Origin of the sequence: Mesorhizobium sp. BAC0120 (assembly GCF_033542235.1) — a bacterium.
Taxonomy (GTDB): domain Bacteria; phylum Pseudomonadota; class Alphaproteobacteria; order Rhizobiales; family Rhizobiaceae; genus JAWRCU01.
Genome location: NZ_JAWRCU010000003.1, coordinates 390,480 through 413,425 on the forward strand (window position 1 = coordinate 390,480; position 22,946 = coordinate 413,425).

18 protein-coding genes are annotated in these 22,946 nt (G+C 62.2%); 9 read left to right on the plus strand and 9 right to left on the minus strand.

What is annotated here, in order from left to right:
• Nucleotides 1-6 precede the first annotated feature (6 nt).
• The gene (locus tag SAZ10_RS08745; RefSeq protein WP_318608814.1) at nucleotides 7-804 is read right to left on the minus strand and encodes an IclR family transcriptional regulator; all 798 of its coding nucleotides are present in this window, start codon (nucleotides 802-804) and stop codon (nucleotides 7-9) included.
• A 310-nt stretch (nucleotides 805-1,114) separates the two neighbouring features.
• Between SAZ10_RS08745 and SAZ10_RS08750 the strand changes: the two genes are divergently transcribed.
• Entirely contained in the window at nucleotides 1,115-1,882 is a 768-nt protein-coding gene (locus SAZ10_RS08750) for an acetoacetate decarboxylase family protein (RefSeq protein ID WP_318608815.1), read from the plus strand.
• Nucleotides 1,883-1,980: 98 nt separating this feature from the next.
• Here SAZ10_RS08750 and SAZ10_RS08755 read toward each other — a convergent pair whose 3' ends face one another.
• Together SAZ10_RS08755 and SAZ10_RS08760 are read right to left on the minus strand one after the other, a co-directional pair.
• A complete protein-coding gene (locus SAZ10_RS08755) occupies nucleotides 1,981-2,676 on the minus strand; it encodes an aspartate/glutamate racemase family protein (protein ID WP_318608816.1) in 696 nt (231 codons plus the stop codon).
• A 127-nt stretch (nucleotides 2,677-2,803) separates the two neighbouring features.
• On the minus strand, nucleotides 2,804-4,984 hold the full coding sequence (locus SAZ10_RS08760; protein WP_318608817.1) for a primosomal protein N': 2,181 nt from the start codon (nucleotides 4,982-4,984) through the stop codon (nucleotides 2,804-2,806).
• Nucleotides 4,985-5,071: 87 nt separating this feature from the next.
• On the opposite strand from SAZ10_RS08760, the gene fsa reads away from it, so the two are divergent.
• Nucleotides 5,072-5,728: a fructose-6-phosphate aldolase gene (fsa, locus tag SAZ10_RS08765; RefSeq protein ID WP_318608818.1), complete on the plus strand. Its 657-nt coding sequence runs from the start codon at nucleotides 5,072-5,074 to the stop codon at nucleotides 5,726-5,728.
• Nucleotides 5,729-6,022: 294 nt separating this feature from the next.
• On the opposite strand, the gene lptE is transcribed toward fsa, so the two are convergent.
• Entirely contained in the window at nucleotides 6,023-6,610 is a 588-nt protein-coding gene (gene lptE / locus SAZ10_RS08770) for an LPS assembly lipoprotein LptE (protein WP_318608819.1), read from the minus strand.
• Entirely contained in the window at nucleotides 6,597-9,242 is a 2,646-nt protein-coding gene (leuS, locus tag SAZ10_RS08775; protein WP_318608820.1) for a leucine--tRNA ligase, read from the minus strand. Before leuS ends, lptE begins: the two co-directional genes overlap by 14 nt.
• Before the next feature lie 114 nt (nucleotides 9,243-9,356).
• Between leuS and SAZ10_RS08780 the strand changes: the two genes are divergently transcribed.
• Nucleotides 9,357-10,019 (plus strand): YggS family pyridoxal phosphate-dependent enzyme, encoded by a 663-nt coding sequence (locus SAZ10_RS08780; protein WP_318608821.1) that lies wholly within the window; start codon nucleotides 9,357-9,359, stop codon nucleotides 10,017-10,019.
• A gap of 457 nt (nucleotides 10,020-10,476) precedes the next feature.
• On the opposite strand, the gene SAZ10_RS08785 is transcribed toward SAZ10_RS08780, so the two are convergent.
• Entirely contained in the window at nucleotides 10,477-11,388 is a 912-nt protein-coding gene (locus SAZ10_RS08785; RefSeq protein ID WP_318608822.1) for a LysR family transcriptional regulator, read from the minus strand.
• A 119-nt stretch (nucleotides 11,389-11,507) separates the two neighbouring features.
• Between SAZ10_RS08785 and SAZ10_RS08790 the strand changes: the two genes are divergently transcribed.
• The 3 genes from SAZ10_RS08790 to SAZ10_RS08800 all read left to right on the plus strand — a co-directional run bounded on the left by SAZ10_RS08790 (nucleotide 11,508) and on the right by SAZ10_RS08800 (nucleotide 14,428).
• A complete protein-coding gene (locus SAZ10_RS08790) occupies nucleotides 11,508-12,695 on the plus strand; it encodes an MFS transporter (RefSeq protein WP_318608823.1) in 1,188 nt (395 codons plus the stop codon).
• Nucleotides 12,696-12,765: 70 nt separating this feature from the next.
• Nucleotides 12,766-13,800: an aldo/keto reductase gene (locus SAZ10_RS08795; protein ID WP_318608824.1), complete on the plus strand. Its 1,035-nt coding sequence runs from the start codon at nucleotides 12,766-12,768 to the stop codon at nucleotides 13,798-13,800.
• Between the two features lie 346 nt (nucleotides 13,801-14,146).
• Entirely contained in the window at nucleotides 14,147-14,428 is a 282-nt protein-coding gene (locus SAZ10_RS08800; protein WP_318608825.1) for a GlsB/YeaQ/YmgE family stress response membrane protein, read from the plus strand.
• 238 nt (nucleotides 14,429-14,666) lie between these two features.
• Here SAZ10_RS08800 and SAZ10_RS08805 read toward each other — a convergent pair whose 3' ends face one another.
• Nucleotides 14,667-14,939: an aspartate-semialdehyde dehydrogenase gene (locus tag SAZ10_RS08805; protein WP_318608826.1), complete on the minus strand. Its 273-nt coding sequence runs from the start codon at nucleotides 14,937-14,939 to the stop codon at nucleotides 14,667-14,669.
• 292 nt (nucleotides 14,940-15,231) lie between these two features.
• Here SAZ10_RS08805 and acs point away from each other — a divergent pair, with 292 nt between their 5' ends.
• Both acs and SAZ10_RS08815 read left to right on the plus strand, forming a co-directional pair.
• On the plus strand, nucleotides 15,232-17,196 hold the full coding sequence (acs, locus tag SAZ10_RS08810) for an acetate--CoA ligase (RefSeq protein WP_318608827.1): 1,965 nt from the start codon (nucleotides 15,232-15,234) through the stop codon (nucleotides 17,194-17,196).
• 10 nt (nucleotides 17,197-17,206) lie between these two features.
• Nucleotides 17,207-17,359, plus strand: a complete 153-nt coding sequence (locus SAZ10_RS08815) for a hypothetical protein (protein ID WP_318608828.1) — start codon at nucleotides 17,207-17,209, stop codon at nucleotides 17,357-17,359.
• 224 nt (nucleotides 17,360-17,583) lie between these two features.
• Here the strand turns inward: SAZ10_RS08815 and SAZ10_RS08820 are convergent, their stop codons facing one another.
• Nucleotides 17,584-19,563: an ATP-dependent helicase gene (locus SAZ10_RS08820; RefSeq protein ID WP_318608829.1), complete on the minus strand. Its 1,980-nt coding sequence runs from the start codon at nucleotides 19,561-19,563 to the stop codon at nucleotides 17,584-17,586.
• Nucleotides 19,560-21,608: an ATP-dependent nuclease gene (locus tag SAZ10_RS08825; protein WP_318608830.1), complete on the minus strand. Its 2,049-nt coding sequence runs from the start codon at nucleotides 21,606-21,608 to the stop codon at nucleotides 19,560-19,562. Before SAZ10_RS08825 ends, SAZ10_RS08820 begins: the two co-directional genes overlap by 4 nt.
• Nucleotides 21,609-21,780: 172 nt before the next feature.
• Between SAZ10_RS08825 and SAZ10_RS08830 the strand changes: the two genes are divergently transcribed.
• The gene (locus SAZ10_RS08830; protein WP_318608831.1) at nucleotides 21,781-22,446 is read left to right on the plus strand and encodes a hypothetical protein; all 666 of its coding nucleotides are present in this window, start codon (nucleotides 21,781-21,783) and stop codon (nucleotides 22,444-22,446) included.
• The last annotated feature ends 500 nt before the right edge of the window (nucleotides 22,447-22,946 follow it).

The following is a 22,946-nucleotide window of genomic DNA, read 5'->3' on the forward strand; positions in this document are numbered from 1 at the left end:
GCCGCTCTAGAAGGTGGACGAGGCCTGCGAAATCGAGCGTGCGGCCGCGACAACCAACGGCGCAAAGAGTTCCTCGGCCTTTTCGGGCGTGTAACGCGCGCTGGAAACGCCGATATTGACGGCTGCGACCGGCCGCGCCGCCTGATCAAGGATAGCAGCGGCGACGGAAAGATCGCCGGGGAAAAACTCACCCCAAGTCGTGGCATAGCCCGCATCGCGGGCGGCATGGAGACGCGCAACCAGCGCATCCACCGTATGGACCGTCTGTGGCGTGAAGGCCTGCAAGGGCGAACGCTCGAGCAGCGTCACGGCTTCGTCGGCCGGCAGGCGGGAGAGAATGGCCCTGCCCGGCGCCGTGCAGAAGGCCGGCAGGCGAGTGCCGATCACGACATCGGTGTTCAGCATATGCCGGCTCATGAAGCGGGCTGCAAAGACGATGTCCGTGCCGTGCGGCAGCGTCAGGTTCACCGTCTCTTCCGTCTCGCGGCTGAGATGGAGGAGATAGGGCATGGCCTGGTTGACCAACGGATTGGCGGTAATGAAATGGCGCGCCATTTCCAGGCTGCGCAAGCTGAGCTCGAAGCGCTTTGTAACCGGATCCTTCTGCAGATAGCCGAGCTTGTTCAGCGTGTGGGTAAAACGTTGCGCCGCGCTCTTGTCGAGCCCGACATTGACGCAAATCTGCGCCAAGCTGAGGCTGCGATTCGCACCGTCGAAGGCTTCGAGAACCCGAAAGGCCTTTTCCACTGACCGCACCATCAGCGGATCGGTATCGTCGAGATTCCTCGTGTCGTCAGAAGACAAGTTGGTCACCTCGGTAGTCACATCGAGCGCCCGAGGGCAGCGTTGCGGAACCTCATCATGTAGCCCGCTCTCCGGGGACACGGCAAGCCAGCCTGCCGGCACGAGCCGGCCGTGCTTTTGAACAGAAAGTTGTCGCTGTCGCCGGAGAGAATGCCCACAACCAGCGGCCAGCAGCCAACCGCCTCAGGCATTGCTGAAAAGCGCGTGAGAGATATGGCTTGACGCCCACCACTGAGGGGCTATCACGTTCACCTTGGTGAAATACAACCCACGATTTTTCATGTCACTTACGAGTCTCGCAAGGACCCAAATGACCCGCATCCGACTCCACAATGCCAACAACATGCCGTTGCAGGCGCCGCTGATACCCGATCCCTTTGTGCCTTATGACTGCCCCGCCAATCGTAGCCTTAACGCCATCTGCCAGGGCGACGCGACGATTCTCGGCCAGTATCTGGAGAACACGCCCTTCACACTCACCGGTGATCGCTTCCTGGTCTACGTGTCCGATTTCACCAATTGCAACAAAACGCCTTTCATGGACGCCGGCATCGTCATTCCGGTGCGCTTCGGCGAGTGCGAGGGCGGCTATTTTCTGTTTGAGTACGAGGACAACGAGGCAGCGATCGCCGCCGGCCGCGACCTTTGGGGATACCCGAAGAAGTTCGGCACGATCGAACTGACCGAGCGTGAGGGTGGCGCTACCGCAAGCGTCGTCCGCAATGGCGTCCCGCTGATTTCCATCGACTGCCGATTCGACGAGGTGGAGAGAGAACCGCTGAAAACAACGCCGCATCTCAACATCCATATCCAGCCCGCTCCAGACGGCACGATCCTCAACAAGCGCGTGATCGCCCGCGACACCTCGCCGGATTTCCGACAAACCTCCTGTCGCTGGGGCTCAGCCCAGGTCTCGCTCGGCACCCTTCCAACCGACCCGCTCGCGCCGCTCGGTCCGGTGCAGGTGTTTGCCGCGAACTATGTGATCGGCGATTTCTTCGCGACCGAAGAGAACGGTTGGGGCACTACTATCGCGGACCTCGTCGTCAACGGCCATCCCTCCGGAAAGGAGTCTTGACGGCAACGTGTCAGCTGCAAATGGCCAACTGCTTCATGTCGGCTACGGCAATATGGGCCGGGTGAAGGATCGGTCAGGTAAACGGTCTGCAGCAGCGGCTATTGCAGCGCGAACTCAGCGGCCGCTTCTGCGTGGATACCGGTCGTATCGAAAACGGGGATATCGAAGTCGGCAGCACCGATCAGCATCGTGATTTCGGTGCAGCCCATGATCAGCCCGTCGACCGCGCTGCTGCTGCGCAGTCGCTCGACCTCTTCCAGAAGGGCCGCCTTGGACGATTTGCTGACGATGCCGCGCACCAGCTCCTCGTAGATGATACGGTGGATCACTTCGCGCCCGGCCGGATCCGGGACGACTGCTTCGATCGCGTGGCGGTCCTTCAGCCGGCCGGTATAGAAGTCCTGCTCCATCGTGAAGCGCGTCGCCAGGAGGATGGGCCTGGATACTCCTGCGTTCTTCATCGCCGCCGCTGTAGCATCCGCGATGTGGATGAGCGGCACGCCAACCACGGCCTGCACTTCGCCAGCCAGCTTGTGCATGGTGTTGGTGCAGATCACCAGCCCTTCCGCCCCCGCTGCCTCCAGCTTGCGCGCCGCCTCGCATAACATGGCTGAGGCGCCCGCCCAGTCGCCGGCATGCTGACGCGCCGCGATCTCGTCGAAGTCGAAGGACCACAGGAGCAGCCTGGCGGAATGGAGCCCGCCTGCGCGCTCGCGCACGATTTCGTTGATGAGCCGATAATAGATCGCCGTCGATTCCCAGCTCATGCCGCCGAGCAGGCCAAGGGTTTTCATAGCGGGCATCCTCATGTCGTAGGCTGCTAGAGCGGCATGCGTTCAAATTGAACCGCCTCGCCGCTCTATCTCTTTGTTCTGCATCGGATTCGTCCGAAAACCGCTACTCACTTTTCGGTCCGATGCTCTACAGAAAGCTTTGCGGGTCGATGTCTGCCTGCACCCGCACAGACCCCCGCAGCTTCGGTCCGTTGGCCAGCATTGCGCGGACATAGGACTGTATGTCCGAGCGCCGCTCGCCCTGGACGAGCAGGCGGAAGCGATGGCGGCCGGCAATCAGCGCAAGCGGCGCCTCGGCCGGGCCGAGCACATGGATGTCGCGGGCCTCGGGTGCTGCGCGGCGCAGGCCGCGGGCGTGGGCTTCCGCCTCGGCCCTGGTCTGCGCGCTGACGATGATGCCGGCGAGCCGGCCGAAAGGCGGCAGGCGAGCCATCTCGCGCTCGGCGATCTCCTTCTCGTAGAAGCTTTCCGAATCACCGGAGACGATCGCCCGCATAACCGGGTGGTCCGGCTGGTAGGTCTGCAACAGGCCGATGCTCTTCTTGCCTGTGCGCCCGGCCCGGCCGGTGACCTGGCTCAGCAATTGGAATGTCCGCTCGGCAGCGCGCGGATCGCCATTGGCGAGGCCAAGGTCGGCATCCACCACGCCGACCAGCGTCATGTTCGGAAAATTGTGCCCCTTGGCGACCAGCTGCGTGCCGATCACGATGTCGGCTTCGCCTTTGGCGATCGCTTCGAGTTCGAGTCGCAAGCGCCGCACCCCGCCGAGAATATCCGAGGACAGCACGATCGTGCGCGCATCCGGGAAGTGGTTGACGACCTCTTCGGCAATACGCTCGACGCCCGGCCCGCAAGCGACGAGATGGTCGAACGTGCCGCATTCCGGGCAGGCTTCCGGCCGCCGCTCGGCATGACCGCAGTGATGACAGACGAGCTGGCTCCGGAAGCGGTGCTCCACCAGCCAGCTCGAGCAGTCGTCGCACTGGAAGCGGTGGCCGCAGGATCGGCAAAGCGTCAGCGGCGCATAGCCGCGGCGGTTGAGGAAGAGCAGCGACTGCTCGCCGCGCCCCAGATTCTCGCGCATGTGGCCAAGCAGCACTGGCGACAGAAAGCCTCCCCGCGCCGGCGGCGCGCGGCGCATGTCGATCGCGCCGAGCTTCGGCAGCTCGGCATCGGCGAAGCGCGCGGTAAGCGCGACGCGCGTATAGCGCCCCTGCTCGGAATTGACGCGGCTTTCGATGGACGGCGTTGCGGATGACAGCACGACCGGGAAGCCGCCTATCCTCGCACGCACCACTGCCATGTCGCGCGCATTGTAAAAGACGCGATCCTCCTGCTTGTAGGCGGGATCGTGCTCTTCGTCGACGACGACGAGGCCGAGTTCCTTGAACGGCAGGAACAGCGCCGAGCGGGCGCCCGCGACGACCCGCACACGGCCCTCGGCGACCTGGCGCCAGACCTTTTCGCGCATTCTCGGCGGCACGTCGGAATGCCATTCGGCCGGCTTGGCGCCGAAGCGGTTCTGGAAGCGATCGAGAAACGCCTGGGTAAGCGCGATCTCCGGCAGCAGAATGAGCACCTGCCTGCCTTTCCGCAGGGCTGCCGCGACGGCTTCGAAATAGACCTCGGTCTTGCCCGATCCCGTGACGCCGTCGAGCAGCGCGACGGAATAGGACCCGGCAGCGGCATCGCGCAAAACGTCAGCCGCAGCGGCCTGCTCCGCCGTGAGCTCCGGCTGCGCGAAGTCGGGGTCGGGAGCTGCGACGACCGGCCGCGGCGGTATGCGGACGGGCTCGAAGACGCCTTGCGCCGAAAGGCCGTCAATCACGGTGAGGGAGACGCCGGCCGCATGCGCAAGCCCTGACCGCGTCCAGGCGAGACCGTCGGCCGCGAGTTCCAGTGCGCGCGCTCGTGCCGCAGTCATGCGGTCGGGCCGGTTCGCCGTAAGCGTCAGGCCGTCGATGAACGGCTCGGGGTCGAAGGCGGCCGGCGCGCGTAAGAGCATGCGCGCGACCATGCCGGGCGGCGAGAGCGTATAGGCCGCCAGCCAATCGACGAAGCGGCGCGCCGCCTCGTCGATCGGCGGGCAATCGAAAACCTCGGAGATCGGCCTGAGCTTCCTGGCGTCGACTTCGTCCGAAGGTCCGTCCCAGACGATACCCGCCACCTCGCGCGGCCCGAGCGGCACGCGAACGATCGAACCAGGCTCGACCGTCATGCCTGCGGGAACACTATATGAGTAGGGTCTTTCGGCCGGCATCGGCACCAGCACCGGCACCGTCCGAACCGCAAACGAATCTGCTTTCATCGCTCGTGACCTTGCCCGCTCTTTGGTCTAAGGGGAAGCCGAGCCAGAGGGCGGACGGCCCGAGCAGGAATTCGAAGGAGATGACCCATGAAATTCTTTGTCGATACCGCCGACGTGAAGGAAATCCGCGAGCTGAACGAGCTCGGCCTGCTCGACGGCGTCACCACCAATCCGTCGCTGATCCTGAAATCCGGCGGCAGCATCGTCGAGGTGACGAAGGAGATTTGCGACATCGTTGCCGGCCCGGTGTCGGCCGAAGTCGTGGCTACCGAGTTCAAGCAGATGATGGCCGAGGCGGAATACCTCGCCAAGATCGCCGACAACATCTGCATCAAGGTGCCGCTGACGCTGGATGGCCTGAAGGCCTGCAAGACGATCCGCACCGAGATGAACCGCATGGTCAACGTCACGCTCTGCTTCTCCCCCAACCAGGCTCTGCTCGCCGCCAAGGCGGGCGCGAGCTTCATCTCTCCCTTTGTCGGCCGACTCGACGACATCAGCTCCGACGGCATGGATGTGATTGCCGAGATCAAGCAGATCTACGACAACTACGATTTCGACACCGAGATTCTGGTGGCGTCGGTCCGCACCGTGAACCATGTGAAGCAGGCAGCCTTGATCGGCGCCGACGTCGTGACCGCTCCACCTGCCACGCTGAGGGCGCTGGTGAGCCATCCCCTCACCGACAAGGGCCTGGCGGCGTTCCTCGCTGACTGGGCCAAGACCGGCCAGAAGATCGGCTGAGCGAGAGACGAATAGCGGCAGGCGCTCCGACAGGGTCTGCCGCATGCGCTTCTGGCTCGGATTTCCTGAGCTGGGACACAAGGCCCCGTGGTGACGTTGACGGGCTATCAAAGGCGCGACGCTGGTGCCCCCTCCCCCTTGTGGGGAGGGATTCAGGGTGGGGGTCCGCGGCGCGCCAAGCCAAGCCGGAGGTGCTGTCTGCTTCAGCTAACCTTGCAAGCTAATCGCGAGGCACCCCCACCCTGAATCCCTCCCCACAAGGGGGAGGGAGTCACGGGCGCCGCGCCATCTCCATTAGCTCGAGCTGGCCGGGCGCTTGGCCAAGTCCTGCGCCACTGCCATCCGGATAAGCTCCGCAAGCTCACGGGTTGCGCGGTTCTCGGCATCGCGCAGCGCTCGGTACGCGGCAAATTCCTGGCGCGGCACGTCGTAGGACGCCGTGAACTGCCTCTTGCCAGTGCTGACCAATTTTCCGCTGGAATCGGTCAGCGTGTAGGTCGCGCTGGCCGTCAGGATCGCGGACGTCGGCTCGTTTTCCTTGTTGATCTGGATATTCGTCGTCGCCTCGGTGATCGCGCTGGTAACAAGATCCAGCGTGTAGCTCGGATTTGCCGGCTCGCCCTTGCCGCCGCCAAACAGAAAGATGAGGTTGTTGCGGACCTGCTGCCCGATGCGGGTGTTCGCCGGCTTGATCGCTATCGTCGAAAGCTCAGATCCGATCGATCCGGCCGCGCCCGGAGCACCTACGGAATAGCCGGCATCCGAATAGAGCGGCCGAACGGTGCAGGCCGAGACGGATGCCAGCCCGGCTATCGCCAGAGCAACCGCCGCCAGAATTGGCCGGCTCGCCGCGAAGTGCTTTCCTTGCTCAGGCGACGACATTGACGATCCTCCCCGGCACGACGATCACCTTTCGCGGCGGTTTCCCCTCGAGCGCCTTCAGCACGAAATCGAGTGCCAGAGCAGCTTGCCTGACGGCACCTTCATCCGCGTCGCGGGCGATTGTCAATTCGCCGCGCTTCTTGCCGTTGATCTGCACGGGGTAGATGACCTCGCTGTCGACCGTAAGCGCGGGATCGAATTTCGGCCAGGGCTGGTCGGCGGCGAACCCTTTGCCGCCGAGGGTTGCCCAGCATTCCTCGGCCAGATGCGGCATCATTGGCGCGATCATGACGACCAGGAAGTCGAGCGCTTGCCTGACTGCCGACTTCACTTCGGGCGCAACCTTGCCCGACGACAGCGCTCCGATCGGGCCTTGAAGCACGTTTGCCAATTCGTAGATGCGGGCGACGGCCTTGTTGAAGGCGAGCTTCTCGATGTCCTCGCCGACCAGCTTCAGGGCCTTATGCGCGGCCTTGGAAACGGTCCCGGCTTCGTTCTCGACAGCCGCTTTCGCAGGCAGGCCGGCGAGATGAGGTGCGGCCTCGGAGACGAGCCGCCACAAACGCTGCACGAAACGGTACGCGCCTTCCACGCCGGCTTCGGTCCAGATCACGTCGCGGTCGGGCGGCGAATCGGAAAGCATGAACCAGCGCGCCGTATCCGCCCCGTAGCTCGCGATGATGTCGTCGGGGTCGACAACGTTCTTCTTCGACTTCGACATTTTCTCGATCGGGCCGATCTCGACCGGCTGGTCGGTAGCGATCAGCTTGGCGCGGCGCACGCCCTCGACATCCTCGATCTTCACTTCGGCCGGGGTCACATAGGCACCATTGGCGCCGTTGCCGAGCCTGTAGGTCTCGTGCACCACCATGCCCTGCGTGAACATGCCCTCGAACGGTTCTTCGACCTCGTTGATGTGTCCTGTCACCTTCATGGCGCGGGTGAAAAAGCGCGAATAGAGCAGGTGCAGGATCGCATGCTCGACACCGCCGATATATTGGTTGACCGGCAGCCAGCCGCCTTTGCCGTCGACATAGGCCAGCGTCGTGGGCTGCGTCTCGTTCCAGGGGTCTGTGAAGCGGGCGAAGTACCAGGACGAATCGACGAAAGTGTCCATCGTGTCCGTGTCGCGGCGCGCCGGCTTGCCGCATTGCGGGCATGCGACATGCTTCCACGTCGGATTGTGGTCCAGCGGATTGCCCGGCTTGTCGAATGTCAGCTCGGCAGGCAGGACGACCGGCAGCTCGTTGTCCGGCACGGGTACCGCGCCGCAGGCCTCGCAATGGATCACCGGGATCGGGCAGCCCCATGGGCGCTGGCGCGAGATCAGCCAGTCGCGCAGCCGGAACTGCACCTTGCGCTCGGCCATCGGCCGATTGCCGATCGTCACGCCCGACAGCCGGGTCGCGATCTCGTCGAACGCCTGCGCCGGCTTCATGCCATCGAGGAAGCGCGAATTGATCATGACGCCGTCGCCGTCATAGGCTTCGTCGACAATCTGGAATGTCGCGGCGTCCTGGCCTTCCGGCATCACGACCGGGATCACCGGCAAGCCGTATTTGTTGGCGAAATCGAGGTCGCGCTGGTCGCCGGACGGACAACCGAAGATCGCGCCCGTGCCGTAGTCCATCAGCACGAAATTGGCGACATAGACCGGCAGCGTCCAGCTTGGGTCGAAGGGATGCACGGCGCGAATGCCGGTGTCGAACCCCTTCTTTTCGGCAGTCTCGAGCACCGCAAGCGAAGTGCCCATGTGGCGCGCCTCGTCTATGAAGGCGGCGAGCGCCGGATTCTTCTCCGCCGCCTTTTTCGCCAGCGGATGGTCCGGTGCGACCGCGGCGAAGGAAGCGCCGAAGATGGTGTCGGGTCGCGTCGTATAGATTTCCAGCTCCGTCTCGCCGGAAGGCGTGGTCGCCTTGTCGAGCGGCCAGCGGATCAGCAGGCCTTCGGACCGGCCGATCCAGTTCTGCTGCATTAAGCGGACCTTTTCCGGCCAGCGATCGAGAGTATCGAGACCGTCGAGCAGTTCCTGCGCCATCGAGGTGATCTTGAAGAACCATTGCGTGAGGTCGCGCTGCTCGACGACCGCGCCGGAGCGCCAGCCGCGCCCGTCGATCACCTGCTCGTTGGCGAGCACCGTCATGTCGACCGGATCCCAGTTGACCTTGGCCGACTTGCGCTCGACCAGCCCGGCCCTCCAGAAATCCAGGAACATCTTTTGCTGGTGCTTGTAGTAGCTCGGGTCGCAGGTCGCGAGTTCGCGGCTCCAGTCCAGCGAGAGGCCCATGGTCTTCAGCTGGCCCTTCATCGTGGCGATGTTGGCATAGGTCCAGTCGCGCGGGTTGACCTTGTTGTCGCGCGCGGCGTTCTCCGCCGGCAGGCCGAAGGCATCCCAGCCCATGGGATGAAGCACGTTATATCCCATGGCGCGGCGCCAGCGCGCCACCACGTCGCCCATCGTGTAGTTCCGCACGTGGCCCATATGGATGCGGCCCGACGGATAGGGGAACATCTCGAGCACGTAATATTTCGGACGAGGGTCGTCGTTCTTCGTCTCGAAGAGCTTCGCCTCGTCCCAGGCCTTCTGCCAGCGGGCTTCGGACGCGCGAGGATTATATCGTTCGGTTGCCATTAACGGATTTTCACTGAATAAGACGGGTCTACTGGTCGGCGGACCTTCACCACGGTTTCCGTGGCGGGTCAACCGAATGTGGATTTAAACGCCCTGCGCTTCAATGGAATGATCATGCCCGACGCCATCGCACAACTGGCTGAGGTTAAGGCCAAGATCGCTGCGGCCGAACGGGCCGCCGAGCGCGAGCCGGGCTCGGTGACGCTGGTTGCGGTGTCGAAGACGTTCGATGCGGAGGCGATCCGCCCCGTTCTGGAGGTCGGCCATCGCATCTTCGGCGAGAACCGTGTGCAGGAGGCGGAAGGCAAGTGGCCGGCGCTGAAAGCAGAATTCACGGATATCGAACTGCACCTGATCGGCCCGCTCCAGTCCAACAAGGCAAAGCAGGCGGTCGCGCTGTTCGACGTGCTCGAGACGGTCGACCGCGACAGGATCGCCGCCGAGATCGCCAGGGAAATCGCCAAACAGGGCAAGGCGCCGAGGCTCTACGTGCAGGTGAACACGGGGTCGGAGCCACAGAAGGCAGGCATCGAGCCGACGGAGGCTGTCGCCTTCGTGGCGCGATGCCGCGATGTTCACGGCCTCGCGATCGAGGGGTTGATGTGCATTCCGCCGCTGGAAGAAAATCCCGGCCCGCATTTCGCGCTGCTCGAAAAGCTGGCGCACCAGGCCGGCCTGTCGAAACTGTCGATGGGCATGTCCGCCGATTACGAGACGGCCATAGCATTCGGCGCGACCAGCGTCAGGGTGGGCTCGGCCATCTTCGGCGCGCGGTAGTCCAGAGATTTGAAGGGCAGACTGATGACGGCGCCGGAGCGCTTCGCGCCCCCCTCTGTCCTGCCGGACATCTCCCCCACCAGGGGGGAGATTGGCCGTCATCGAGGATTTCGCCAACCTGCGACGTTGGCGACTGGCGAAACCAAAGCGGCCGTCCGATCTCCCCCCTTGTGGACAGGGCAATCGCGTATGAGGTCGACCCCCACTCCGGTTCGCTTCGCGAACCACCTCTCCCCCGGTCGACGGGGGAGAGGAAGCGCCGGCCGCGATGACAGGCGCCTTTCCCCTCCCCTTTTGAGGGGGAGAGGTGCCGAGCGAAGCGAGGCGGAGTGGGGGTCTGCGCCGCCATATGCGATTGCCCTGCCCCTTGGGGGGGAGATGTCCGGGAGGACAGAGGGGAGCAACGTAGGGCGGCGACGTCGGATTACTACCTTGTCGTAGCAGACGTGGGTGCCAGTCACCTCGCTGGCCGCACATTCGCCGCAAGGAAATCGAGGAATGCTCGCACGCGGGCCGGCAGATGCCCGCCTTGACCGACATAGATGGCGTGAAGCAGCTCTTCGTCGCCGGGATTGAATTCCTCGAGCACTGGGACCAGCGTGCCGGCATCGATGTCCGGCTGCACGTGGTAGCGGGACAGGCGCCCGAGCCCTGCCCCGGCAAGCGCCAATAGCCGCATCGCCTCTCCGTCGCTCACCTGCGCGTTTCCCTGCGGCTGGAAGGTCAGGTCGTGTCCGCCTTGATCGCGAAACGGCCAACCCTCGACGAGCCGCGTGAAGCAGAAATCCAGGCAGTTATGGCCGGCAAGTTCGTGGGGCGAGCGCGGCGAACCGTGCTTGTCGAGATAGGCAGGCGATGCGACGACCACCATTCTGCTCTGCCAGAGCTTGCGCGCCACCAGGCGCGAATCGCGCAGCGGCCCGGCGCGTATGGCGACGTCGGCGCGCTCTTCCAGGAGGTCGACCACCTTGTCGGTGAGGGACATATCGATCACGACCCCGGGATGAAGCCCGAGAAATTTCGGGATGAGCGGCATCAAATAGTGCTGCCCGAACGGCACGTTGCAATTCACCCGCAACCGACCTCGCGGAACGGCGCCGGCCGCCGCCTCGCGTTCCGCCGTCTCGATCTCGCTCAGGATCCGCACCCCGCTCTCGTAAAAGGCTGCGCCCTCGGGCGTGAGCTGCAGCTTGCGCGTGGTGCGGTTGATGAGACGAGCGCCCAGCCTGTCCTCGAGACGGCCGATCAGCTTGCTGACCGCCGAAGGGGTCATGCCCAGCGTGCTCGCCGCGGCCGTCAACGTGCCGCGTTCAACCACGCGCACAAAGACTTCGATCTCGCCGGAGCGGTTTATGTCGAAACGCGCCATTTGTGACTTGATCTCACAAATGAAGTGACTGGAGCAAGGCTGTTTCGTGAATGGCGGCGCGCCGATCTTGACGTGCGCCCCGCCTGTCGCGGGCTCCTACGCCAACGCCGAGACTTGCCATGCCTCTAGCTCTCTACGCCCTCACTGCCGGTGCCTTCGGCATCGGTGTCACCGAATTCGTCATCATGGGACTGCTGCTCGAGGTCAGCACCAGCCTCGGGGTCACTATCTCGGCCGCCGGCTTTTTGATTTCCGGCTATGCGCTCGGGGTCGTCGCGGGCGCTCCGTTGCTCACCATCCTGACCAGTCGCTGGCCACGCAAGACAGTGTTGCTTGTCCTGATGGCTGTCTTCACCGCGGGCAATCTCATCAGCGCGCTGGCGCCCGACTACGCGACGCTGATGGCTGCTCGGGTGCTCACCTCCTTTGCGCATGGGAGTTTCTTCGGCGTTGGTTCGGTCGTCGCGACCAGCCTCGTCCCGGAAAACAGGAAGGCGTCCGCGATCGCCATCATGTTCACGGGCCTGACGGTTGCCACGATCCTCGGCGTGCCGTTCGGCACATGGCTTGGCCAGTGGCTCGGCTGGCGCGCCACCTTCTGGGCAGTGACCGTGATTGGCGCCGTCGCTTTCGCAGTGATCGCGCTGCTTGTTCCCAGGAGCGCCGCGCCGAAGGAAGAGAGCGACCTCAGGCGCGATCTTGGGGTGCTCAGCCGCAGCTCCGTGCTGGTCGGCTTCGTCACCACGATCATCGGCTATGCAGGCGTCTTCGCTATATTCACCTATATCGCGCCGATGCTGACCGAGATCACCGGTTTCCCCGAAGCCGTCGTTTCGCCGGCGCTGGTCGTGTTCGGCGTCGGCCTGCTCCTCGGAAATCTCGTCGGCGGCAAGCTTGCGGATCGCTGGCTCGCGCCGACCTTGATCGGCAGCCTGCTGGCGCTCGCAATTGTGAGCTTTGCCATGACCTTCGCCCTTCATAGCAAGATTGGCGCAATCGCCTTTGTGGGCATGCTCGGTGCGGCTGCATTTGCCACCGTGCCGCCGCTGCAGATGTGGGTGCTGGAGAAGGCGAAAGGCGCCGGCCAGAGCCTTGCCTCCAGCCTCAACATCGCCGCCTTCAACCTTGGCAACGCGGGTGGCGCCTGGCTTGGCGGCGTCGTCATCGACCACGGGCCTGGCCTTGGTGCCATTCCGTGGATCGCAGCGCTGGTAACGTCTGCCGGAGTGGCCGTCGCCCTCACCGGTTTGCGGCTGGACGCCGGCCGAAAGACGGGTCCGGTCGCAGCGCAGGCAACTGGATGCTGAAGGCCGGCACGGCCGTGCCGCCGATCCTCAAGCCCTCAACTTCGATCTCGAATCGCAACGGAGAATGACCATGGAATATCGACGTCTTGGCGCATCCGGCCTCAAGGTGCCGGCGCTCAGCTTCGGCACAGGAACTTTCGGCGGAACCGGCCCGCTGTTCGGCGCCTGGGGCCATGCCGATGCGAAGGAGGCAAGGCGGCTCGTCGACATCTGCCTTGAAGCGGGCGTCAACCTGTTCGACACGGCCGACGTCTACTCGAACGGCGCCTCGGAGGAGGTTCTCGGCGAGGCTCTCAAGGGCCGCCGTGACAAGGCGCTGATCTCGACCAAGACATCGCTGCCGATGGGCGAAGGGCCGAACGATTCCGGCTCTTCGCGGTCCCGCCTCATCAAGGCGGTCGAGGATGCGCTGAGAAGGCTCGGGACGGACTATATCGATCTCCTGCAGCTGCATGCTTTCGACGCCGGCACGCCGATCGAGGAGGTGCTTTCGACGCTCGACGCTCTCATTCGCGCCGGCAAGCTTCGTTATGTCGGCGTCTCCAACTTCTCCGGCTGGCAGCTGATGAAGTCGCTGGCTATCGCCGAGAAGCACGGCTGGCCGCGCTATGTGGCCCATCAGGTCTATTATTCGCTGGTCGGCCGCGACTATGAGTGGGAGCTGATGCCGCTCGGGCTAGACCAGGGTGTCGGCGCGCTGGTGTGGAGCCCGCTCGGCTGGGGCCGGCTGACCGGCAAGCTGCGCCGCGGTCAGGCTTTGCCGGCGCAGAGTCGCCTGCACGATACCGCCGATTACGGTCCGCCGGTCGATGAGGAGCTGCTCTACCGCATTGTCGATGTGCTCGACGAGATCGCCGAAGAGACGGGCAAGGCGATCCCCGAGATCGCCATCAACTGGCTGCTCGCGCGCCCGACGGTATCTTCCGTCATCATCGGCGCCCGCAACGAGGCGCAGCTGCGTCAGAACCTCGGTGCCGTCGGCTGGTCGCTGACCCCGGACCAGATCGCCCGGCTGGACAAGGAAAGCACGGTGACAGCGCCTTACCCCTACTCTCCCTATCGACGTCAGGAGGGCTTCGCGCGGCTCAATCCTCCTGTCGTTTGACCGTTTCGCCAGAGCGGCGCGCGTTCGGCAGGAGCGCACGCCGCTCTAACCCTTTGTCTACGCACCGGATTTGTCCGAAAACCGCCGCGCACTTTCGGTCCGATGCGCTAGAGCGGCTTACGCCCGGACAAATCCGGGCTGCCGCTCTATCCGTTTGTTTTTGCCGCATTTGTGCAACGCCAAGTGATTCCACTTGGCTGCAAAATGCTCTAGCGAAAAAAAGCAGTTCGTATTGCAGTCCTGGGTTGCATCGGATGCTGGATAACGGCCAGCGGACACAGTAGCTTCCGAAACGTCAGCCGGCGCGGCGGTGCCGCGTCGGCCGGTTGAAACGGAGGAGGAGACTATGGAAGGCGCAGCGGCCGAAGGCACGAGCGTACTTTATCAAATCATCATCTGGATCATCGTCGGCGGAATTGCCGGCTGGCTGGCCGGACAGGTCGTCAAGGGCGGCGGCTTCGGGCTTGTGGGCGATATCGTGCTCGGCATCATCGGCGCGATCGTCGCGGGCTGGCTGTTGCCGGCGATCGGCATCTCGCTGGGCGGCGGCATCATCGGAGCCATTATCGCAGCGTTGATCGGTGCGATCATCGTTCTGGCGATCGTGAGATTGGTCAAGCGGGCGTAACATTGCGAGGCCCTTGCGCGGGCGCTCGGCGCCCGCGCAAACCCTGCGCCGGCAGGCCTGGCGTCGTCTGGAGGCCTGGACGTTCGGTTCGGCGCTTTCCGGGCTTACGGACATCAATCCAAAAAGGCTCCGCAGCGGCGCCCCACCTCGTTTGAAGCGGACCGGCTTGGCTCTCCCTTTGCAACGTCGAAGGAGGCCGGACGAAGGATCCCACTTAGAAATCCATCCGGCCCTGGCGTCAGTGCAGGACGAGCTCGCCCTCAACGTTGCGCCATTCGTTCGGCGCGATGAGGCGCTTGTGCGTATAGCTTACCGAATGCAGCGGGCCGTCGAGCTTTTCCTGCCAGAAATCGATGAAGCGGTAGAGCGCCGGGAATTGCGGAGCGAGATCGTAGTGTTGCCAGATGAAGGTCTGCAACAAATGCGGGTGGTCCGGCATGTGGTAGAGGAACCTGGCCGTGGTCAGGCCATAGCCTTGCAGCATCAACTCTAGTTCGGATGTTTTGCGCATGGGTTGCCTTTCGCGACTCGCTTTGCTCCTCCACACAGGAAATTGTGCGACGCTGCCGTTAACCGTCTATTGAAATTTTCTGATGACAGGACGGACTTCATTTGCAAAATCAAAAGCTTAGCAGCACCTCGACAAGGCTGCTGACAAACGGTTCCTCGATCGCTGGCACAAGCTTCACGGCTGCGAACATCTATGTTGCCCCTCGGTTCGGAATGATAATAATGCGCGCCGCAATCGCGGGTTCCGCGCACGCCCCAATGCCGACGAAAGACCAATCCTGGGAGGCTTCAGAATGTCCGATGTCCAGCTTCATCGCGTCCAGCCGGCGTGGAAGAAGCACGCACTGATCGACAACGACACTTATCTCAAATGGTATGCCGAGAGCATCAAGAACCCCGATCGGTTCTGGGGCAAGCACGGCAAGCGGCTTGACTGGATCAAGCCCTACACCAAGGTCAAGAACACCTCCTTCGACGGAAAGGTGTCGATCAAATGGTTCGAGGACGGCCAGCTCAACGTCTCGGCGAATTGCATCGACCGGCACCTGAAGAAGCGCGGCAACCAGACGGCGATCATCTGGGAGGGCGACAACCCGTATGACGATCGCAGGATCACCTATAACGAGCTTTATGCCCATGTCTGCCGCTTCGCCAATGTGCTGAAGAAGCACGGCGTCAAGAAAGGCGACCGGGTCACGATCTACATGCCGATGATCCCGGAGACCGCCTATGCCATGCTCGCCTGCGCGCGCATCGGTGCGATCCATTCGGTTGTGTTCGGCGGCTTCTCGCCTGATTCGCTCGCCGGCCGCATAGAAGACTGCAAGTCGACCTTCGTGATCACAGCCGACGAGGGATTGCGCGGCGGCAGGACCATCCCGCTCAAGGAGAATACCGACAAGGCGATCGTGATTGCGGCGCGAGCCGGCGCCACGGTCGAGAAGGTGCTGGTCGTGCGCCGCACCGGCGGCAAGGTCAATTGGGTGGCCGGCCGCGATCTCTGGTATCACGAGGAGATCGCCACGGTTAAGCCGGAGTGCAAGCCGGAGAAGATGAAGGCGGAGGACCCGCTCTTCATCCTCTACACCTCCGGCTCGACCGGCAAGCCGAAGGGCGTGCTGCACACGACCGGCGGCTATCTCGTCTTCGTGTCGATGACCCACCAGTATGTCTTCGACTACCATGACGGCGACATCTACTGGTGCACGGCCGATGTCGGCTGGGTGACCGGCCACAGCTATATCCTCTACGGGCCGCTCGCGAACGGTGCGACGACGCTGATGTTCGAAGGCGTGCCGAACTACCCCTCGCCGTCGCGCTTCTGGGAAGTTGTCGACAAGCACCAGGTCAACATCTTCTACACGGCGCCGACCGCCATCCGCGCCCTGATGGGCGCCGGCGACAGCCATGTGAAGAAGGCTTCGCGCAAGTCTCTGCGCGTGCTGGGCACGGTCGGCGAGCCGATCAACCCGGAAGCCTGGGAATGGTACTTCAACGTGGTCGGCGAGAAGCGCTGCCCGGTTGTCGACACCTGGTGGCAGACCGAAACGGGCGGCATCCTGATCACGCCGCTGCCGGGCGCCACCGATCTCAAGGGAGGCTCGGCGACGCGGCCCTTCTTCGGCGTGCAGCCTCAGATCGTCGATGCCGACGGCAAGGTGCTGGAAGGTGCGGCAGCCGGCAATCTCTGCATCGCCGATTCCTGGCCGGGGCAGATGCGCACCGTCTATGGCGACCACGACCGCTTCGTGCAGACCTATTTCTCCACCTACAAGGGCAAGTACTTCACCGGCGACGGCTGCCGCCGCGACGAGGACGGCTATTACTGGATCACCGGCCGCGTCGACGACGTGATCAACGTCTCCGGCCACCGCCTCGGCACAGCGGAGGTGGAATCGGCACTGGTCAGCCACCCCAAGGTCTCGGAAGCGGCGGTCGTCGGCTATCCCCACGACATCAAGGGCCAGGGCATCTACTGCTATGTGACGCTGATGGCCGGCGAGCAAGGTTCGGAGGATCTGCGCAAGGAGCTCGTCGCCCATGTGCGCAAGGAGATCGGCGCCATCGCCAGCCCCGACAAGCTGCAGTTTGCCCCCGGCCTGCCGAAGACGCGCTCCGGCAAGATCATGCGCCGCATCCTGAGAAAGATCGCCGAGGATGATTTCGCAGCACTCGGCGACACATCGACGCTCGCCGACCCGGCCGTCGTGGACGATCTGGTCACGAACCGGCAGAACAAGAAGGCGGCGGCGGCGTGAGGAGTGGGGCATGATCTCGAACGAAGGCCGGCGCAGCAGACAGTTGCTGACTTTCGGACAAGATCATGCTGCAAAAAATAAAGAGCTGGAGCAGGATCAATTCATCCTGCTCCAGCTCTCATTGCTTTTAGAGACTGTCGAGGCCTTGCTGCACCATTCCTAAGAACCCTTTCACACCATCGTAGGGAGAGGTCGCGAGAGGTGGCCACGCGATCGCCGAAGCGAAGTCTGCGGACGATGCGATCCGTAAGGACGAGAAACACGGGCCGGAGCTAAACCTGCGCAGAGCTCGGTTCGCTCTCTACCGCTTCGCCTCCATCACAGCGACCTGCCGGCTCGCCCCGCAAGACAAAGTTGTTCCAGCGAGCGAACTCGACGACCGCGCAATCAGAGACTATCGGTAGTCCAATACGCGCTAGCCCATGCCTTGCTATCGAGCGTATCAACTCCCGCCTTATTGAGCAGCGTCAACACCTCGCCAATTTTGGATGTTCCCTTCCCATTATAGGTGAGAAATAGCTGCTCCTTCGCGCGCGATGCCGCGACGAAGAAGTTGGAATGGGCTTCTTCCGCATTCTTGTTGAAGCTCCACCACTGAACATCATCGAGCCCAAGCAGGATGACGATGTCGTACTCCAGGCCCTTGCTCTTCGTAATTGTCATGAGAGGAACGCTGGTGTCGCCGCGGAAGGCTGCAATCGCCTCGACCAAAGGCCGGCCTGCGCCGATGCATTCCTTTAGGAACGCCCTCGTTGCACCGCGGATCAGGTCGAAGTATGGACGGTCCAAGTAGTGCGGCGCGGTGGCTTGTAGATTTCCGAGGCCGATGAACGCCTCGATCTTATCGACCAGAGCAGCGGCTTGCGCCCAGTCGATCGGCTGCCCAGAGCCATCCACGCGATTGCCCTCCGCAAAGCGATCGAGAGCGTCTGCGAGTTCGTTCGCCTCCTCGTCGCCATCTTCCACGGCGTTCAGGTCGCACAGAAGCTCAAACAGCCGGCCCCAAACCGCACCGCCACGCGCCTTGGTCAAGAATTCCAACATGTCCAGTACGGCCCGCGGATAGGGATCGGCCACCAAGTCTTGGATCGACGCTCCTCCGACTTGTCGATCTTCATTCCGAACGGGAACGCCATGTTTCAGGAGCACGCCTGCGCATTGATCTTCCCATTCAGCGGGCTTCTGTCGGACGAGAAGAGCGATGTCGCGCGGTCGCTTTCCCTCTTTCAACCGCTTCGCGACGTACTCACCCAGAGCCTCGGCCTCATCTCGCTCGGTCTTAGAGACGACAACGGAACAGATTTGTTCTGGCGGCAGGGCAGGCACGGCGCGCTTGGCTTTGAAATCCGGCTCTCCCGGGGCAAGTCGTTCTTTCAACACATTAAGTATCTCGACGATGCGGGCATTGCTCCGTCGGTTGGTTACGAGCGACAATCGCTCTTGCCCCTTGTTGACGCCGCCCGGGAGAAAGTCCTTCTCGAAGAGTCCGAAGCTATCGTCGAGAGCTCCTGCCCAGCCCATGATCCTTTGCTTATCGTCGCCAACGGCCGTGACGACGGTCGCCGAATCTCGAAAGATCGAACGCGCGAGCCCATACTGCACGCCTGTTGTGTCCTGAAACTCGTCCACAAAGAGATGGCTGTATGTCGCCCGCATGGCTTCCCTGATAGAAGGGTTGGCTTCGACGATCAGCTGAGCCAGGCGGCCGATCTGAGGGAAACTGAGGAGAACGGTGTTCTGCTCAAAGGCCCAGCGCAGCCTCACGAGCTGCAAAAACGCCGCTACCGAGGGAACGCCCAGGGGTTGCAACTCAAGATCGTTGATGCCCGCATCGAACTGCTGCTTGTTGACAGAATAGACTTGAGCAGCAGAGGGTTTCTTGCCGAGAAGTTGCGTCGCCCATCCGGCAGGGTGAGCATTGTTGTCCAGGTTGTCGGCGACTTCGCGCTGAAACGCAGCATACTCGTTCGGTGAGATCGAGAAGATGATCTTGTAGGGAACGCGAAGACCCCAAGGATCGGGCAAAGCTCGCCAGAAGCGATCGAGAACTTGCTTGGCGAAGGCGTCGAATGTTAGGGAGTCCAACCGGCCTACTTGATCCTTCGAGCATCGCTGTTCAAACCTTTGACGCAAGTTCCGCGCCGCGTCCCGCTTGAAACTGATCGCCAAGATTCTCCGTGGGAACGGACAGGTTCCGGTCTCGAGAAGGTAGACGCCGCGCTGACCCAACAGCTCGGTCTTTCCGGCACCGGGGCCGGCCGTAACCAGCGTGTTGCCTGATGCCTTTACCGCCTTCATCGCATTGTCTTCCAACTCTTCGACCCCGACCGGAGTCCATTCGTTGGGTTTGAGGAGCCGCCCCTTCATGCCATGTTGCCAAGACTCGCCGAAACACGCTCCACCAACCTGCGAATGACTGCAGGGCATTTTGCGATGAGATCGGCGTCAGTGAGATTGGCCAGCGCGCTTAAATGGACCGCCGGCTTTCCGCGGCGGCCGAGGAACAAGTAAGTGTACCACGGGAACAGCGACATACAGGCGGGGCCGTAAGCGACGGCGCCAAAGCCCCCATCCCCGAGTACCTGCTTCGCGGCGTCGGCTTGGCGCGCCGTGTCATTCGGATTTTGAGGACCGGTCGCGCCCGCGGGCAGCTTTTTGTAGGCACCTGGAAACGCTTCGAGCATCGCAAGGTCGAGATCGAGCGGCGTCGAAAAGAAAACGCCGAACTGTTCGAAGAACAAAGCCCAGCTCTCAATCTTCGCAGCGTCCCATCCAGTCGCATTCCAACCTGCGGCGCGATTTTGCGTGGTGGCCGTTTCGAGGTTCTTGACCAGTGTAGCGCCGGCCGGAGGCGTATGGGCCAGGATCGCCTCAGCAGCCGCCCTGAACTGCGCGAGATCGCCGCTGCTTCGTCCCAGATCGAGATCCATCAGCGTTGTGGACGGAATGCCAAGCTGCGTAACGAGTCGCCAAAAGTGCTGAATGTACCGCCCTTCGATTGGGACGATCGCCACGAACGAGCGATCAATAGGCGTCCCGAGTGCTTCCGCCAGTCGCGGCAACACAATCTGTTCGGACGCGCCCTCGCCGAAGATCGCATGACGCGCGAAGTAGATTTCGGGGTGAGCGTGGACAGCTTCGCGAATGAACTTGCCGGCCTCTTCCTTGTCGTCGGGCAAGAGCAATTTGGACGCGAGAGATACGCCAGTCTTCGGATCGCGCCGAAGGTGCCTGATCGCCTCCGCCTTAAGTCGCCCGACAATTGAGGGTGAATGACTTGTGACCAGTGCCTGGACGCGCTGCGTATCGGCGAGGCTCTTAAGCTGAGTGAGAAGCCGCGAAAGGAAATAGGGAGCGAGATGGTTCTCGGGCTCTTCGAAGCAGAACACCGTCAGCGCGGGAGCGCGCATGAACGAGGCGGAGAAGGGCGGCGTTTTGCCGTCGCGGACATCGCGCTCCAGGCCAAGCTTGAGGTCGAGTAGGGCCTTCACGAGCGCGAAGTGGAAAAGCGAACGTTGTCCGTCGCTAAGATGGTCGATGCCTAGCTCTCGACCCGAAGAGGAAGGGCTCAGGACGATGGATGCAGCGCGAACGATCTGTTGGAAGTCCGGGGGCAGAACCGAGAGCTTGGCACTCGTTTCCGTGTCGGCAGCGTTGAGGTCGGACCAACACCGATTGATCGCCTCATTCACCTTCGCAAGCGCATCTTCCGCGTCCAGCTTCTTTCCGGCCTCGGTAATTAAGTCGCGAATTGCTTTCTCGTTGGACCATTGTACCGACGACATTAGGTTGCGGCCGAGGCTCCGGACGGTGAGCTTGGTCAGTGCAGTAACATCGCGCGATGCGGGGATGTACCGAACGGCAATGTTCGCGCGTTCGCCGGCCGACATCTTACGCTTGACCGCCGGATCGACCGCGTCGCCGAAGGGAACTTCCTCGGTCGTAATCAGCCAATAGATGCTGTCGTCGATGGAACCGTCGAGCGTTCCGGTTGCCTGCCACGTTGCCTCCAATCGCACTCGCGCAATCGGGGTTTTGTTCGGGCCGTCGACACACATGTGCTTGAAGTTGGGGGGTACCGTCTCGTCCGCTCCCTTTGCGCCCGCTGCAAGTTCTGGAAACTCTATCGTGACCTCAAGGTAGAGGTTTCGACTGGCAACACTCTCCAGCGTCTCGCCAGGGTGAACGAAGAAATCCGCAGGTTGAAACGTCCGCTCTTCACGCGTCTCGCCGAACATGCGAACGAGCGCGGCAAGAAGCGCGGATTTTCCCGCTCCGTTTCGTCCGATCAGAGCACTGATCTCCCGGTCGAGCTCCATTGTTACCGGCTTCGGATTGGCAGGGTCCATTGCGCTGCCGTCCGCCATGCCGAAACACTGGAAACCCCATAGTCTGATCTCGGATATCTTCACTCGCTCATCGCCTTAGTCGCTAGTTGGACGGTCAAATTGCTGAAGGCACAGACCCTTGGAAAGGTATTTCTGCGTTTTTGGCCCGATTATGGTGTGAATAAATGAGCTACCCTCTTGTGCAGATCTAAATGTTGAGGTGACGCTCCTGCTTCAATGTAGGCAGTGGGCGCGCATGTCTGTTCTGGATATTCCTCTCCGAAAAGTGCTGCAATTATTCTATGCGCCACCGCCTTTACAGCGGTCAATTTTGAAAGAGGATATTCGTCTTGACCGCAAAAAGGAGGCCGGCGGTACTCGGAGCCAAGGCGGGGATTTCTATGTGCCCTTCTGGGCAGATGTGAAGAAGCACATCTCGGGCGACGCTGATCTAGCACGGCTGACCGATGACCGCATGAATTCAAATAAGAGCTACAAGCGACTATACCCGCAGTTGAAAGACGGCATTCTCGAATTGCTCAGTGCAAAGTTGCGTTGGTCAAACGAACCAGTCGAGATCATTCCCCAAAGCGTGCATGGCAACCTGCGAATTGAGGCTCTAGGTGGCACAATCCGAGTAAGGGATGCGCTCCACGCGCGCGTCAGGGGCGAGTACACTCGGGTTGTGTATCCCTACTTTAGCGAGGAGCCTGCGCTCTCTGAAGAGGGCGGGCGATTGGGCTTGTGGGTCATGCAACAAGCGCTGATAGAACTCGATGCAAATGACATGCGCATTATAGACCCACTTCGCCGGACCTTCTTTTCTCCACAAATCACGCCATTGCAAGGCGATGAGGGTACATTGTTTCGTGACAAATACAAAGCACTGATCACCGAATGGAAGCGCTTGAAGCGTGAGTGAGGGAGATAGCGGCATCTCGTCCGGAAACTGCGGGCCAGGACAATAGGGCCACTGCAAAAGCGCCCCTTCGCGCTTAGGCGGGCCTTTTATAGTCTCGGTCCCGGATGTTTGGTTGATAGTCCATTAGGTCCAGATTTGCTTCACTTTGAGGGCTCGTTTGGCGCCGACCTGCTTGCCTGCATTCCAGGCCGGCCGACCTTTAGCGGCTGGGTCATACTGAGATACGCATGACATTTCTCCCTTTGGCCAACATGGCCAATGGAGAGATAGTGCGGAGCCGACAGCGGACTGTCAGGTTACCGTCATTGAATGACCGAAGCGGACAAATGCAGAGATCAGACGGACCGCCCTTCACACGAAACTGGCCGGCTAGTTGGCACCCGGCCGTCAATAGCACACTCCATCCAGATCCTCTCCAAGCAATGAATCTCCCTGTAGATATTGAACACCGATTGGTGTTGCTTGGAAAAACGACCGACTAGTCCGTTATACTCACTCGG

Excerpts from the sequence above, each read along its gene's own strand:
- lptE (WP_318608819.1), bottom strand. The coding sequence starts at position 6,610 with ATGTCGTCGCCTGAGCAAGGAAAGCACTTCGCGGCGAGCCGGCCAATT.
- leuS (WP_318608820.1), bottom strand. The coding sequence starts at position 9,242 with ATGGCAACCGAACGATATAATCCTCGCGCGTCCGAAGCCCGCTGGCAG.
- SAZ10_RS08830 (WP_318608831.1), top strand. The coding sequence starts at position 21,781 with ATGTCTGTTCTGGATATTCCTCTCCGAAAAGTGCTGCAATTATTCTAT.
- SAZ10_RS08755 (WP_318608816.1), bottom strand. The coding sequence starts at position 2,676 with ATGAAAACCCTTGGCCTGCTCGGCGGCATGAGCTGGGAATCGACGGCG.
- SAZ10_RS08785 (WP_318608822.1), bottom strand. The coding sequence starts at position 11,388 with ATGGCGCGTTTCGACATAAACCGCTCCGGCGAGATCGAAGTCTTTGTG.
- SAZ10_RS08800 (WP_318608825.1), top strand. The coding sequence starts at position 14,147 with ATGGAAGGCGCAGCGGCCGAAGGCACGAGCGTACTTTATCAAATCATC.
- SAZ10_RS08795 (WP_318608824.1), top strand. The coding sequence starts at position 12,766 with ATGGAATATCGACGTCTTGGCGCATCCGGCCTCAAGGTGCCGGCGCTC.
- SAZ10_RS08790 (WP_318608823.1), top strand. The coding sequence starts at position 11,508 with ATGCCTCTAGCTCTCTACGCCCTCACTGCCGGTGCCTTCGGCATCGGT.
- SAZ10_RS08750 (WP_318608815.1), top strand. The coding sequence starts at position 1,115 with ATGACCCGCATCCGACTCCACAATGCCAACAACATGCCGTTGCAGGCG.
- SAZ10_RS08815 (WP_318608828.1), top strand. The coding sequence starts at position 17,207 with ATGATCTCGAACGAAGGCCGGCGCAGCAGACAGTTGCTGACTTTCGGA.
- acs (WP_318608827.1), top strand. The coding sequence starts at position 15,232 with ATGTCCGATGTCCAGCTTCATCGCGTCCAGCCGGCGTGGAAGAAGCAC.
- SAZ10_RS08780 (WP_318608821.1), top strand. The coding sequence starts at position 9,357 with ATGCCCGACGCCATCGCACAACTGGCTGAGGTTAAGGCCAAGATCGCT.
- SAZ10_RS08805 (WP_318608826.1), bottom strand. The coding sequence starts at position 14,939 with ATGCGCAAAACATCCGAACTAGAGTTGATGCTGCAAGGCTATGGCCTG.
- SAZ10_RS08760 (WP_318608817.1), bottom strand. The coding sequence starts at position 4,984 with ATGAAAGCAGATTCGTTTGCGGTTCGGACGGTGCCGGTGCTGGTGCCG.
- SAZ10_RS08820 (WP_318608829.1), bottom strand. The coding sequence starts at position 19,563 with ATGAAGGGGCGGCTCCTCAAACCCAACGAATGGACTCCGGTCGGGGTC.
- fsa (WP_318608818.1), top strand. The coding sequence starts at position 5,072 with ATGAAATTCTTTGTCGATACCGCCGACGTGAAGGAAATCCGCGAGCTG.